The sequence below is a fragment of the Polycladomyces subterraneus genome (assembly GCF_030433435.1).
GTDB classification, from domain to species: Bacteria; Bacillota; Bacilli; order Thermoactinomycetales; family JIR-001; genus Polycladomyces; species Polycladomyces subterraneus.
In genome coordinates this window covers 176,286-189,338 of sequence record NZ_JANRHH010000029.1, presented here as the reverse complement: position 1 = coordinate 189,338, position 13,053 = coordinate 176,286, and the positions used below count along the sequence as shown (strand labels likewise).

Here is a 13,053-nt window from a genome sequence, read left to right as displayed (position 1 = left end):
TTCAGTTTTCAAGGAACGCCGTTGATTGCCTCTCGCAATCTCGCTTTCGTTCTCCCGCGCTCTCGCGCGGCGACAAGATTTATCTTATCACTTTTGATTCATCTTGTCAACACTTTTTTCGAGATTTTTTTGTTCGCCTCTCTCAAAACCATCATCGCGAAGCGAACGAGATTTAGTATAAAGGGTGATCAAATGATTGTCAACACCTTTTTTATCGATATTTTTCTACCTTATCCTTCCAATAAATAAACACAAACAGACGGCATGGCGAGGGCGTGTATGGTGATCGGATCCGTCACGTCGGACACGCCCTCCACAACTAATAACAAATCGTTTGGCTGATCATTTACTCGTATGTTTCCCCATTGATTTCAAAAGACGTCGTGATCCGGGCATTCAATGACTGAGCGACAGAACAATATTTGTCACGGGATAGCTCTACCGCACGACGCACCTTGTCCACAGGCAAATCCCCGGTCAACCGATAATGAACATGCACATGGGTAAACCGTCTCGGATGGTCTTCCGCCCGTTCTCCTGACACCTCCATATCGAATGTTTTCACATCCAGGCGCATTTTGCGCAAAATCTCCACGATATCGATACCCGAGCACGCTCCCACACCCGCAAGCAATAATTCGGTCGGACGAGGCCCTTTGTTTTCACCACCCACTTCCGGTGCTGCGTCGATGGAAAAAGTATGACCGGACGGAGTATGGGATTCAAAATGCATGTTTTCCTTCCATTCCACATTCACCTTCATCAATAGTCACCTCATTTCGCCACGATGGTAATCAGCGTACTTTCAACAGCTGCCGCCGCCAACAAAAAGAGTAAAATCCCCACAACCACGATCGGTATCCGTTCCAACAACTGTCGCCAACGTTGGGCCACTTCCTTCTGACCACCGATTACCAAGCCCCAGATACCCCATGCGACCATCATTCCCAAACGCATGCCGTAAGCGGCACCGACAATCGCGGCGGGCAGTTCCAGAGTACCGTGCGGTAAAATCGTTGTTATCAACAACCACAATGGATTGGCACCCGTTTTTTGGGCAGTTTTGGCCAATACCACTCCCAGCATCGCCCCGTTGGAAACCAACGCCATCAAGGGAAACACACCGAGAAAAATGCCCAATCCCATCATGGACAGCACCGCTTTAAGGTTGTTCCAATAAATCAACGTCAAAGCCTTCAGAAAGGTAGGATCCGCACGAATCACCGCAACAGCGCGCTCCAATCGATCCCATACCCCGGCTGTTCGCAAAGCTTCATCAAGGGACCGTGCATTGACATATCCCAATATTGCACTGATCAGAAACAACAACCCTGCAGCCGTAATCCACCGTCGTTCCTCTCGCAGCGCATGCATCAATCGTACCATGTCCACTTTCCCCTTTCCCGCCGGGATGAATCTGTCCCATTTTTGATCATATCGCGGCTCGTCCTTCCATACATTTAAGTATGGGACAAAGGACAGGTTTCCCAATCCTTATTGCAAGGAGGTGGAGGGATGGATTTCTTCTGGGTCTTGTCCGGGAAACGGCTGAAACGATATTTCATCGCCGTTGTTGCACTTCTTTTTGCCCTGGGCATTTATTATGCCGACCATCAGAACATCCAAGTGTTCCTGCCGTTCGATACCGGGCCGTCAGCTGTTTACAGTGTGGATACACAGAAGAAGGAAATTGCCTTGACGTTTGACATCAGCTGGGGGGAGGAACGAGCCGGTCCCATTTTGGATGTATTGGAACAAAAAGGGGTGAAAAAGGCGACTTTCTTCCTGTCGTCCCCTTGGGCGGAAAGTCATCCCGATATTGTCAAACGCATCGTGGATGCCGGATATGAAATCGGCTCGCACGGCCATCGTCACGACAACTACAGCCAGTACAGCGAAGCACAGATCCGCACGCAAATCACGAAAGCGCACCAGATTCTCTCCAAAGTGACGGGCAAAGAGCCAAACCTGATTCGGTTTCCCAATGGCGACTTCGATAAACGCGTCCTGCGTATCGCCAACAGCTTGGGATATACGACGATCCAGTGGGATACGGATTCTCTGGACTGGATGAACCCCGGAACGCAAAAAATCGTCAGCCGTGTTTTAAGTAAGGCCCATCCCGGCGATATCATCCTCATGCATGCGAGCGATTCCTGCAAACAAACCCATGAAGCTCTGCCGCAGATCATCGATAAGTTGAGATCCAAAGGGTACAAATTCGTCACGGTCTCTGAATTGATCGCCGGTGCTAAGACGGACACCAAAGCGGTGGAATGAACAACCATGAACGCCTGTCAAACTGCTCCATTTTGCAAAAAGCCGTCTCCCGCCACGCTCCATATCTTTCCCTTCTTCAAGCCGTCAGCGGAGAGATGGCTTTTACTTTTTAAAGGCTTCGAAAGTTGATCCCATTTAGAGCACCATTCTGGGGCCTGACCGTCCTTATCCCTTTTCTCCTGGCCTGCCGCTCGGTGCTACCAACCGGTGCAACTGCAAAATCTGCCAAGCATTGCAAACCATCAACGTGAGAACCATGAAAAACACCATCACAAGGGGCGCTTGTTTCAACGAGGGCCCCGCTTCCATGATAGTGGCAACCACCATGAAAAATAACGTCGGTACGAAGGCAGTCCGATTGGTCATGCGGACTTTGACAAGGGCTACAACCCATGCGAGAACCAGCACAATGATCGGCAGTCCCAACTGTGGCCAAATTCCGCCGACTTCACCGAATTTCACTATGCGCAGATAAGCCAGATCAACCAATACCAAAACGGTCAGCAACACCTGAATCAATCGAAACCAAAACGGATTGCGGAAAAATCCATGCCCCAGCCAGTTGAACATCAGGTAAGCGAAAAACCCCAGTTCTGCCACTGCTGCAAACATCAGACCGGCAAACAGTTGTTTTTTGATGTCCAAACCGAGCGGTCCGGCCACCCCATTGAGCACTCCGCCCACTACGACGGCACCAACCGCCCCCCACACCATCGTCGTCCAAAACAGATAAAACCATTTTCGTAGTGTCATTGTTTCTTCGCACCCCGTTTCGCTCACTGCAACTGGATTGTACCAAATGGAGAACGCCTTTGGCCAGTCAGCATAATTGAGGCTGATTTCATCCATATTAACGGTATGAGCTAACGGAAACGGGGGCGAACCATGCGGTACCTAGCCTTTCTGACCGGTCTGGTGATCTTGGTGACGGCGGGCTGCAGCCCCGCTCAAAAACCCGAAGAATCTCAAGGACCGGACTATCAGCAGATGAAACAAGTGGTGGTCGACGTCCTTCACACCAAAGAAGGAAAGAAAGCACTACAGGAAGTGATGAAGGACCCCGAATTCAAAAAGGATATGGTCTTTACGCAAAAGGATCTGGAAATAGCGGTGGCCAAGTCCTTCACGGATCCCAAAGCGAAGAAGGAAATGGAGTCACTGTTGAAAAAACCGGAAGTGGCCAAAAACCTGTTCAAAACGGTGGAAAATGAGCAGAAGAACCTGATGAAGCAACTGATGAAAGATCCGCAATACCAACAATTGATGATCGATATCATGAAAGATCCGCAGTTTGAGAAAAATGTCCTGCAATTGATGAAAAGCCAGCAATACCGCAAAGAAACCATGAAGGTAATGGAAGATGCCCTGCAAACCCCTAGCTTCAAAGAGAAATTCATGAAACTCCTGCAAGAGGCGGTGAAACAAACCCAGAACAAAAAAGGCGGACAAGGCCAAGGGGGCGGGGGTGGTCAAGGCGGACAACAAGGGAGCAATCAGGGACAAGGTGGTCAGTAGGCAACAAAAACGAACACCCCGACAGGATGATTGTCGGGGTGTGAAACGGTCACCTTACGGAATATACCCGTACAATTGTTTGGCTACTTGATCGGAGACCGAGGCCGGTCCCCCGAAAATATATATTGCGTCGGTATTGCCCTCGTTGACATCCAGATACCGTTGCACCTTTGGATCCAATTTGGTCGACGGTGTCAACAGAATCGGCGCACCCATATAAGCGGCCAGCGGTGCTCCGGAAAGCGCATCGGTAAACAGGTCGCCGCGGGCAAAAGTCAATGTGGACGGTGGCAAGCCGAAGTAATGGATAACATTGACTCCCACTTCATAGCGATCCGCACCGCCGATCCGTTCCACCGACGCACCGGGACGAGCTTGCAGCAATTGAGCTTTCACCTGATCGGAAACGGTGCCCGGTCCGCCGACGATGATGAAGTTTTTGATCTGCGGGTTATTGGCGATAAAGGTTTTGATGGAGGCAGGCAGTTGATCTTTGAGCGTCAGCAGGATGGGTATGCCGCCCCAGCCCGCCACACTGGAACTGCTCATGGCATCGGAAAAAACGGTTCCACTTACAACGATCGTGGTATCTGATCCGATCTCAGCCACTTTGGTCCCTATGGCAGCCGAAACGGCAAACCGATCCGGACCCGAAATTCGCTCCACATCCTGAATTCCCAGTTGTCTCAACTGCTTTTCCACAGAAGTGGAGATGGAACCGGTACCGCCCAGAATCACCGCTCGTTCAGGGGCCAATCGCTTGATCTCCTCTTTGATGGCGGTGGGCAGTCCATTGGTATTGGTCAACAGCATCGGAGCTCCTTCCAATGGCACGGCCAAAGGCACTCCTGACAACGCATCTGTAAACACGTCCCCACGTGCCAGCACAACGGTGGACGCATGGAAGAAACGGGAGCTGATCTCCTTGCTGACGTTGGCCGACACTTCAAACCGGTCTTTTCCACCCAAGCGTTTCAAACCCGGTTTGATCACATGGAAACCCTTCCATAATGCACTGCCGTCATGGTTCAGTGCCATCAATGACATGGTGTTGAATCCCAGTTGCAATTCCACATCCTGTTGAACGTTTTGCGGGTTGATCAGCTCCAAAGGCTCATCGTCATTGACGAACAGCACGGCCATCGGCGCGTCAGTACTTGCTTTCACCGTCAATTTCTGATCCGTTTTGTTCATCCGATAGAAGCTTTTTTCCGGGGTGATTACATTCCATTGGGGCAGCTTTTGGGAGATGTACGTGAAGGGGATGCCGGTCAGCTTCACCGAATAATCGACAGGCGTTTCCTCACCACCGCCGAAGACGACCAAACCGTACGCTCCGGCGGGCAGATTGTCACCGTCGAGGTAGACGTTGTTATCATCGGGATCCATCGGGACTATCATGTACCCCACTGAGTCGTCGGACGGTGACATCTCCACATGTACCGTCCCGCCGTCCGTTTGAAACGCGTGCTGGTGAACTGTGAAGATATCGATTTGCCCTTGGAACAGCGCCTCGTTTTCAACCGTTTGCGATTGGGCGAGATGCTTGTCTACCCTGTTCATCATGGTGCGGAAACGCTGATCCCGCTTGGCTTCCTTCCATTGATGGAGCAACTGTTGCTTTTTGATCATTACCTTACCTTTCTGTGCCTCTCGCTGTTTTCCGACGACCTGCTTCGCCGCATCCGCAGAAGGAGCCGAAAATCCCGTACCGACAAGCGTAACCACCAACACCACCACGATCAAAACCGAAAATCGACGCGCGTTCAACAACGCCACTGAACCCCTCTCCAATTTTCCAGATTTCAACTTCAACTCCATTTTATTGGGTTCAAGGGCATTTGTAATGAGTCAAAAGACCTAAAATAAGACTTTCGGCATAAAACAATCACCGGCCAGTATGGCCGGTGATGAGAGAGTAGTTCGCTCAATTGAGATAGTTGGACAATTGTTGTTCCGTCGTGGACGACACCGATCCGTAACCGCCCAAAATATACATTTGGTCGGTTTCCCCGCGGTGTTCGGAAAGGAACGCATCCACGTTGGACTCCAGCTTGGTCGAGGTGGTCAACATGATGGGCGCACCGGTGAATACCGCCAACGGACCACCGGACAGCGCATCGGCAAAGACATCCCCGCGGGCGAACACCATCGTGGACAGATCCATGCCGTAATGATCCATACCGTATTTGGCGACGTTGATGGCCACCTGATAGCGATTGGCGCCGCTGATGCGTTCCACGGTGCCGTATTTGCTCAATTCGTTTTTGACGTTGTCGGAAACCGTCGCCGGTCCGCCGACGATGATGAAGTGTTTGATGCTCGGGTGGTTTTGAATGAACGAAGCGATGGAAGCCGGCACTTTATCCTGGCCCACTAGCAAAATCGGCATTCCCATCTGACCCGCCAAACTGGACGACGACAGCGCATCCGGGAAGTTCAACCCGCTCGCCACAATGGCGGTGTCTTGGGACGGGCTCACCACTTTAGCTGCCACGGCGGCCGACACGGCGAAACGGTCGCTTCCGGCAATACGCTCAATCTCGCTCACGCCCAGCGACTTCAACTGGCTTTCCACGTTGGTGGAAACGGACCCCGTTCCGCCAAGGATGATGGCTCTGCGCGGATGAAGCCGTTGGACTTCCGATTTGATGGAGCTGGGAAGCGAACTGGTCGCCGTCAGCAAAATCGGAGCTGCTTCCTGAGCCGCCAGCGGACCGCCTGACAACGCGTCCGTGAACAGATCGCCGCGGGCGATCACGATCGTGTCCGGATACAGGCCGATTTGTTCCAGTTCTTTGCTGATGTTGGCCGATACCTCATAACGATCCGCTCCCGCCAAACGCTTCAGGCTGGGCACAATCAAATCGTAATGAGACAGCACTGCGTTGCCGGTGTTGGTGTCCATCGCATAGAAATCGGCGGAATTCCAGCCTCCCCGCAGACTCATGTTGTACGAGAAGGCACCAGGTGCTGTCAGGCTGACCGGATTTTCGTCGTTCGGATATACGTCCAAACTGTCGGCGTCTGTGCTTCCTTTGAACGTATAGCTGGTCGTCCCCTTGGCCAGCCGAGTTTCATGACCGCTCGGATTGGTGATGGAGAGAGAAGGCAATTGGGTCGGGGCGTTGCTGAACGTCACACCGCTCAATTGGTAATGATAGCTGACCGGTGTGTCAGACATGCTGTACACAGCAAACACATAATCCCCCGCAGCCAACTGGTTGCCTTCCACGGGTTCTCCCGTATACGCATCATAAATCTCATAATCCAGCCATTCGCTGGGGGCGAGATCCTTCACTTCCAGTGTACCGCCGTTGCTCACACTGAAAAAGTATTCATGCGACGCGTACACATCCAGCTGGTTTTGGTAGTCCACCGTGGCCACATCCATCGCCCGGACGGTGCCCGAGTCGTTCGACGAAGTGCTCGCAGCCTGCTTCATCTCGGAAGCGTGGTCACGGATGGCCTCCTGCAAACGTTGCTCCCAGACTTGTTTTTTCAACTCCGCTTGAGCGGAAGCCGCGCCGGACCGTCCTTCCGCATGAACCGCAGGCGAAAAGACCATAGTGGATACCAGCGCCAACGACAATACGGAAGAAACCAACTTGATCGATTTGTTCGGCAAACAGACCTCTCCTTTCAACCCCTTAAAAAGTAACAAAAAACAGGACCCGAGCGATACTCATTATAAACCGCTGTTCTTTTGATGTAATGGGTCCAAAGTCCCAGAAAATGAATTTATTTTTGGTGGAAATAATGGGTTTCCAGGATGATATTCACAGGGGCGAGAGAGAACCAAGCTCATCCGCCAAAGGGATGGATCAAACAAATCCAGACCGGACACACCCTATGTCGTGTCCGGTTCACGCCACCCGATCCATTGGTGAGCCGGTGTGAACAATGTCGGATAGACGAGAAATCCCAACAAAATGCTGGTCAACGCAGAAGAGGCCGTGAAGGAAAACATGATCAGCAACTGGTACCGTACAGCTTCGATCGGATTGGTCCCCGCAATGATCAATCCGGTCATCATCCCGGGCAACTGCACCAGACCGACAGTTTTTAATGAGTCGATGATCGGAATCATACCAGAACGAATCGAGCGCTTCAACAAACGCGCACTGGCCTGGCGGCTTGTGGCACCGAGCGACAATGAGACCAAAATTTCCTCGCGCATCGATTCGGACAGTTCTTTCATTCGGTTGAGCAACAGGGACGAAACCACCATACTGTTGCCGATGACCATCCCGCTAACAGGAATCAAAACCTGTGCCTTGACCGGTATCAGTTTCATCCAGACCATCATCAGCAAGGTGAACCCGGTAACCACGGACAATGTAAAGAAAATGCGCAAGAAAATCCAGGGAATGCCCTTCCCGCGGGTCGCCGAATTGCGTGCGGCGACCACGATCATCACTGTCCACATCAACACCATCCAATAGGCACTCTGCCGACTGAAAACGAAATGCAGCACATACCCGACAGCGATCAACTGAATGGCAGCGCGTATCGTACCGATGGCAAGATCGCGTTCCAGCCCCAGCCGCAACCAAAGCGAGAACCCCATCGCCACCAATACAAACGCCAGTGTCCACACGGTTGCGGTCGCAGTCACGTTTTTACCCCCTCCTTCCGCTGCAGTTGGCCGTTTTCCAGAACCCAGATTTCCTCGGCTATTCGCTCGGCCTGTTGCGGATCATGCGTGATCCAGACGATGGTTTTTCCCGCCTTGTGCAACCGACAAATCTCCTGTTCCACCATTGATGCTCCTTCCGGATCGAGTGCGGAAGTGGGCTCATCCAGCAACAGTACCGGTGAGTCCAATGCCAAAGACCGGGCCAAGTTGACCCGCTGTTTTTCTCCACCCGACATCTGTTCCACCCGCCGAGTCAGATACGATGCGGGCAATCCCACCCGCTCCAACAAACGTGCCAATCCCTTCCTGTCAGCTCTCTCTCCCACCAATTTGTAGGGATAGGACAGGTTGTCCTCAACCGTTCCGGGAAACAACACTTGCGTCTGAAACACATAGTGAACCTCTCGTCGAAGCCGAATGGGGTGCCACTCGGTCAAGGGTTTTCCCCGGTAGGTGATGCTTCCCCGATCCGGTTCCTCCAAGCGGTTGAGCAAGCGGAACAATGTGCTTTTCCCCGTACCGGAAGGCCCCATGACGGCGATCATCTGCCCCGCATCAATCGAGGCAGTCACCCCGTCGAGGGGTCGCCACTCCCCATCTGCTGTCCGATATATCTTGACCACATCATATAATTGGATGAGCGGTGCTTGTCCCATCGTCATCCTCCCTTCACAAAAAAAGCACCGGTAAACCCGGTGAAGAGATTGTTCGCCTCAAGCCCTTGAATGCTTGCACGGCTCTTTTCCCTCTTGCTCTAAACCATTCAAAGGATCGCTCGCTGATCATGATTATTTTGTACCCGGATCGTTCATTTATTTCCCCATAGGTTTTCCGTCAGGCAGTGGTGACTTGTGTCAAGCGAATCACCTTTTGCGCCAATTGACGGTACAGTTTCCCTGTTTCCGTTTCCGGTCGGTAAACGGAAGGTGCAAAATCAGGATCGTTTATGTCATTGTCCGGGGCTCCCAGCGGGATCTGAACCAACAATTCCGTGCGCAGTTCCTGCGCCAATTTTTCCCCGCCGCCTTTCCCAAACACGTAATCGCGGTGACCACACTCGGAACACGCATACCACGACATGTTCTCCACCACACCCAGGATTTCGTGTTTGGTGTGCAACGCCATCGCCCCTGCACGGGCGGCGACGAATGCGGCGGTCGCATGCGGCGTCGTGACAATGATTTCCGAGCTTTGCGGGATCAATTGATGCACATCCAAAGCCACATCCCCGGTTCCGGGCGGCAAGTCCAACAGCATGTAGTCCAGTTCTCCCCAGTGCACCTCAGTGAAGAAGTTGCGCAACATCTTGCCCAGCATGGGACCGCGCCAGATGACGGGTGAATTGTCCTGTACGAAAAAGCCCATCGACATCACTTTGACGCCGAAGCGCTCCACCGGCAAAATCGTTTTGTCGATGACGGTGGGTCGCTGTTCGATCCCCATCATATCCGGAACACTGAACCCATAAATATCAGCGTCGATGATCCCTACTTTTTTTCCTTCACGGGCCAAAGCGACGGCGAGGTTAACAGTGACTGTCGATTTGCCGACGCCCCCTTTCCCGCTGGCAACAGCAATAAACCGGGTCGGAGAGTCTTCCGCCAAGAGCGGAGAAATCGGTTGTCCCGGTGCCGGACCGCCCGCGGCCGATGGCCCCTTCCGTTCCGCTTGCAGACGGGCAGACAGGGCAGCACGCTCTTCGTCGGTCATAGAACCGAAACGCACATCTACTTCCTCTGCGCCCAACGCCTCGATAGACCGTACCACATCTTCACGGATTCTTTCTTTGAGCGGACATCCTTGGATGGTCAAAATCACGTCCAGTGACACTTTTTTTCCTTGGATGCGAATATTGCGAATCATATTGAGCTCGACCAAGCTCTTGTTGATCTCGGGGTCTTTCACATCGCGTAAGGCATCCAATACTCTCTCTTCAGTCAACATCGATGACAACACCCCAATGTTCATTCAGATTCTTTCAGGTTGATGAATTGGACTCGCTCAAAATCGCGTATGGCTCAACCACTTTGTCCGTCTCCATTTTCAATGCCATTATATCACACTATCGTTCCTCAGCCGGTAAGCGTTCACCTGAATAGAACCGGAGAATCCCGTAATAGATAGCCGCCGCCAGCTTTTTTTGATATCCTTCGTCTCTCAGCATCGCCGCTTCCTGGGGATTGGACAAAAAACCGACCTCAACCAAAGCGGCCGGCACCGGTGAAGTTTTCAACAGGAAGACCTCACCGTTTTGTTTGGGTAACCGTGTGGTGTTGCCCAGCTTGTGAACCAATTCTTTCTGAATCCAGGTGGCCAATCGTTTGTTAGCCTCCCTGCTGGGATGATAAAACGTCTGTGCCCCCGACCAACGGGGAGAAGGAATCGCATTGAGATGGATACTGATCAACGCGTCCGCCTGACTGTTTCTGATCAACCGCGCACGTGCGAATAAATCCTGCGTTTTACGACGGCTCAATCCTTTGGTGCCTTCCTCGGCCAAATCGCGGTCGGATTCTCGAGTCAACACGACAAGGGCACCTGCTTCCTGTAAATAGTCCCGCAAATAAAAGGTGATCGGCAAGGTCACATCTTTTTCTACCAACCCGTCTGCACTGACGGCTCCGCCATCGGGTCCACCGTGACCCGGGTCGAGCACGATCACCTTTCCTGCCAGCGGCATATTCCATGCTGTCCGGAAACCCGAGTCCGTCCATTGATACAACCCGATCGCCACAACGAAAGACAACACGACAAGTGCCAACCACCTACCTGAGCGCCTGCCGATGATCTGCCGCCTCAGCAGTACCCACCACCAAGATTCCCGCATAAGATCCCGCCCTTTTCGCGATTGATCCTGTCCCATGTATATGGGACGAGCGGGTGGGATATGTTATCGTTTTTCCAGGTGTTGAGACAAGCCGTAATGGACACCGAGCGAAAACCACTCCGGCACCATTGCTTCCATAGCGATCCAGACCGATTCAACTGCCCAGTCGGCCAAGACGACGGACAAGCTGAACTCGTCGGCGATCGACTGCATCAGGGCTTTTCCCTGATGTTCATATGCTTCATCGTAGATCCCCACCCACGACATGGGGCGGTTTGCAAAACGAGGGGGACGACGATCGTGAAAAATGGACCGACTCGCTGTAAGCCCCAGCAAAAACGCTTCATACGCAAGCCGATACAACGCTTCGCAAACCTGAATCTGACGTTCTTCCGGTAAATACACCAACGTGGGAATCATCACTTTATCCATAAAACGGTCCATTTGGTCCCACGGGAAACCTTCCAACGCTTCCTGTCGTAAGCGTTCCTCCCGTGCAGCCTGCAACCGTTCGAATGGAATGACATGTGCCATATTGCCATCTCCGTTTCCAATCTCCAACCAGCCAGTCCCAGCAAACCATCCAGAGTGTATCTCCCTATTGTCTGGTTGTTTCACATCAGCTCATCGGTCGTTCGTGGGAAATAGGCGATTCTTCCTTCAAACCACGCTTAGGGCGTGTCTGGTCGATCCGTGAGGTTCACCAGAAACGCTCTAGCAGCACATGGGCTTAGGTTCCCTCGGTTCACAGCCCTTCATGCGCAAAACAACTGATCATCCCGTGTAGGCAACAAAAAACCCCCGCCTGCATAGGCGAGGGTGTGTGGTCCTGCCGATTACCGTTTGGAGAATTGCGGAGCACGGCGGGCTTTTTTCAAGCCGTATTTCTTCCTTTCTTTCATCCGCGGGTCACGCGTCAGGAAGCCGGCCTTTTTCAGGGTCGGGCGAAGATCCGGATCCACTTTCAACAGCGCACGGGCGATGCCGTGACGGATCGCACCCGCTTGACCGGTGAAGCCGCCCCCATGCACGTTCACCAACACGTCGTAACGGTTCAAGGTATCGGTCAACACCAACGGTTGACGTACGATGGCTTTCAACGTTTCCAAGCCGAAATATTGGTCCAAGTCGCGGCCGTTGACCACGATGCGGCCGTCACCGGGAACCAGCCGAACGCGGGCGACCGATTCCTTGCGGCGACCGGTTCCGTAAAATTGGACTTGTGCCACGATCGGTTCCCTCCTTTAGATTATCCGCGAAGCTCCCACACTTCAGGATTTTGCGCCTGATGGGGATGTTCCGGTCCTGCATAGACTTTCAGTTTTTTGAACTGCTTCCGTCCCAAGCTGTTTTTGGGCAGCATGCCTTTGACAGCCAGTTCGATCATACGTTCCGGACGGTTGTTCCGCATGTCGCCGGCAGTGGTCGCTTTCAATCCACCAGGGTAACCGGAGTGGCGGTAGTAGATTTTCTTGGTCGCTTTTTTACCGGTCAATTCCACTTCGCTCGCGTTGATCACGATGACGAAATCGCCGGTGTCAACGTGAGGGGTGAATTGCGGTTTGTGCTTCCCGCGCAAAATCGCCGCGACTTGGGAAGCAACCCGGCCAAGGGGTTTCCCCTTCGCGTCGACCACATACCATTTCCGCTCCACCTCATTCGGTTTGGCCATATATGTGGTTCGCATCGATGATCCTCCTCGATTGCAGACGATTGATCGTCCGTCACAGTTTGCAGGTGATATATCAAAACGTTCGCGCCGAATTGTTTCCACCGGGGCTATTCAGTGGAA

The 13,053-nt window shown here is 52.6% G+C and carries 15 protein-coding genes; 3 read left to right on the top strand and 12 right to left on the bottom strand.

What is annotated here, in order from left to right:
• The coding region (locus NWF35_RS06905) for a hypothetical protein (RefSeq protein WP_301238324.1) at window positions 1-249 on the top strand (249 nt) is incomplete at its 5' end.
• Window positions 250-346: 97 nt separating this feature from the next.
• On the opposite strand, the gene NWF35_RS06900 is transcribed toward NWF35_RS06905, so the two are convergent.
• Window positions 347-763 carry an OsmC family protein gene (locus NWF35_RS06900; RefSeq protein WP_435873843.1) on the bottom strand — a complete coding sequence of 139 codons (417 nt, stop codon included), beginning with the start codon at window positions 761-763 and terminating at the stop codon, window positions 347-349.
• A gap of 11 nt (window positions 764-774) precedes the next feature.
• Window positions 775-1,386, bottom strand: coding sequence for a stage II sporulation protein M (locus NWF35_RS06895; RefSeq protein ID WP_301238323.1), 612 nt, complete (start codon window positions 1,384-1,386; stop codon window positions 775-777).
• Between the two features lie 129 nt (window positions 1,387-1,515).
• Between NWF35_RS06895 and pdaB the strand changes: the two genes are divergently transcribed.
• Window positions 1,516-2,280 carry a polysaccharide deacetylase family sporulation protein PdaB gene (pdaB, locus tag NWF35_RS06890; RefSeq protein ID WP_301238322.1) on the top strand — a complete coding sequence of 255 codons (765 nt, stop codon included), beginning with the start codon at window positions 1,516-1,518 and terminating at the stop codon, window positions 2,278-2,280.
• A 165-nt stretch (window positions 2,281-2,445) separates the two neighbouring features.
• On the opposite strand, the gene NWF35_RS06885 is transcribed toward pdaB, so the two are convergent.
• On the bottom strand, window positions 2,446-3,033 hold the full coding sequence (locus NWF35_RS06885) for a KinB-signaling pathway activation protein (RefSeq protein WP_301238321.1): 588 nt from the start codon (window positions 3,031-3,033) through the stop codon (window positions 2,446-2,448).
• 132 nt (window positions 3,034-3,165) lie between these two features.
• Here NWF35_RS06885 and gerD point away from each other — a divergent pair, with 132 nt between their 5' ends.
• Window positions 3,166-3,795 (top strand): spore germination lipoprotein GerD, encoded by a 630-nt coding sequence (gerD, locus tag NWF35_RS06880; protein ID WP_301238320.1) that lies wholly within the window; start codon window positions 3,166-3,168, stop codon window positions 3,793-3,795.
• A gap of 54 nt (window positions 3,796-3,849) precedes the next feature.
• On the opposite strand, the gene NWF35_RS06875 is transcribed toward gerD, so the two are convergent.
• The 9 genes from NWF35_RS06875 to rplM form a co-directional block, all read right to left on the bottom strand.
• The gene (locus NWF35_RS06875; protein ID WP_301238319.1) at window positions 3,850-5,574 is read right to left on the bottom strand and encodes a cell wall-binding repeat-containing protein; all 1,725 of its coding nucleotides are present in this window, start codon (window positions 5,572-5,574) and stop codon (window positions 3,850-3,852) included.
• A gap of 148 nt (window positions 5,575-5,722) precedes the next feature.
• Window positions 5,723-7,423 carry a cell wall-binding repeat-containing protein gene (locus NWF35_RS06870; RefSeq protein ID WP_301238318.1) on the bottom strand — a complete coding sequence of 567 codons (1,701 nt, stop codon included), beginning with the start codon at window positions 7,421-7,423 and terminating at the stop codon, window positions 5,723-5,725.
• A 222-nt stretch (window positions 7,424-7,645) separates the two neighbouring features.
• Window positions 7,646-8,413 (bottom strand): ABC transporter permease, encoded by a 768-nt coding sequence (locus NWF35_RS06865; RefSeq protein WP_301238317.1) that lies wholly within the window; start codon window positions 8,411-8,413, stop codon window positions 7,646-7,648.
• Window positions 8,410-9,090 (bottom strand): ABC transporter ATP-binding protein, encoded by a 681-nt coding sequence (locus NWF35_RS06860; RefSeq protein WP_301238316.1) that lies wholly within the window; start codon window positions 9,088-9,090, stop codon window positions 8,410-8,412. Before NWF35_RS06860 ends, NWF35_RS06865 begins: the two co-directional genes overlap by 4 nt.
• Before the next feature lie 178 nt (window positions 9,091-9,268).
• A complete protein-coding gene (locus tag NWF35_RS06855) occupies window positions 9,269-10,378 on the bottom strand; it encodes an iron-sulfur carrier protein/transcriptional regulator SalA (RefSeq protein ID WP_301238315.1) in 1,110 nt (369 codons plus the stop codon).
• A gap of 118 nt (window positions 10,379-10,496) precedes the next feature.
• Window positions 10,497-11,261: an N-acetylmuramoyl-L-alanine amidase CwlD gene (gene cwlD, locus NWF35_RS06850; protein WP_301238314.1), complete on the bottom strand. Its 765-nt coding sequence runs from the start codon at window positions 11,259-11,261 to the stop codon at window positions 10,497-10,499.
• 63 nt (window positions 11,262-11,324) lie between these two features.
• Complete coding sequence (locus NWF35_RS06845) at window positions 11,325-11,795, bottom strand: hypothetical protein (protein ID WP_301238313.1); 471 nt, start codon at window positions 11,793-11,795, stop codon at window positions 11,325-11,327.
• A 302-nt stretch (window positions 11,796-12,097) separates the two neighbouring features.
• A complete protein-coding gene (gene rpsI / locus NWF35_RS06840; RefSeq protein WP_205494233.1) occupies window positions 12,098-12,490 on the bottom strand; it encodes a 30S ribosomal protein S9 in 393 nt (130 codons plus the stop codon).
• A 20-nt stretch (window positions 12,491-12,510) separates the two neighbouring features.
• Entirely contained in the window at window positions 12,511-12,948 is a 438-nt protein-coding gene (gene rplM, locus NWF35_RS06835) for a 50S ribosomal protein L13 (RefSeq protein ID WP_205494232.1), read from the bottom strand.
• Window positions 12,949-13,053: the final 105 nt, after the last annotated feature.

Coding starts and splice junctions, on each gene's coding strand:
- NWF35_RS06900 (WP_435873843.1), bottom strand. CDS start 763: ATGAAGGTGAATGTGGAATGGAAGGAAAACATGCATTTTGAATCCCAT.
- NWF35_RS06895 (WP_301238323.1), bottom strand. CDS start 1,386: ATGGTACGATTGATGCATGCGCTGCGAGAGGAACGACGGTGGATTACG.
- pdaB (WP_301238322.1), top strand. CDS start 1,516: ATGGATTTCTTCTGGGTCTTGTCCGGGAAACGGCTGAAACGATATTTC.
- NWF35_RS06885 (WP_301238321.1), bottom strand. CDS start 3,033: ATGACACTACGAAAATGGTTTTATCTGTTTTGGACGACGATGGTGTGG.
- gerD (WP_301238320.1), top strand. CDS start 3,166: ATGCGGTACCTAGCCTTTCTGACCGGTCTGGTGATCTTGGTGACGGCG.
- NWF35_RS06860 (WP_301238316.1), bottom strand. CDS start 9,090: ATGGGACAAGCACCGCTCATCCAATTATATGATGTGGTCAAGATATAT.
- NWF35_RS06855 (WP_301238315.1), bottom strand. CDS start 10,378: ATGTTGACTGAAGAGAGAGTATTGGATGCCTTACGCGATGTGAAAGAC.
- cwlD (WP_301238314.1), bottom strand. CDS start 11,261: ATGCGGGAATCTTGGTGGTGGGTACTGCTGAGGCGGCAGATCATCGGC.
- NWF35_RS06845 (WP_301238313.1), bottom strand. CDS start 11,795: ATGGCACATGTCATTCCATTCGAACGGTTGCAGGCTGCACGGGAGGAA.
- rplM (WP_205494232.1), bottom strand. CDS start 12,948: ATGCGAACCACATATATGGCCAAACCGAATGAGGTGGAGCGGAAATGG.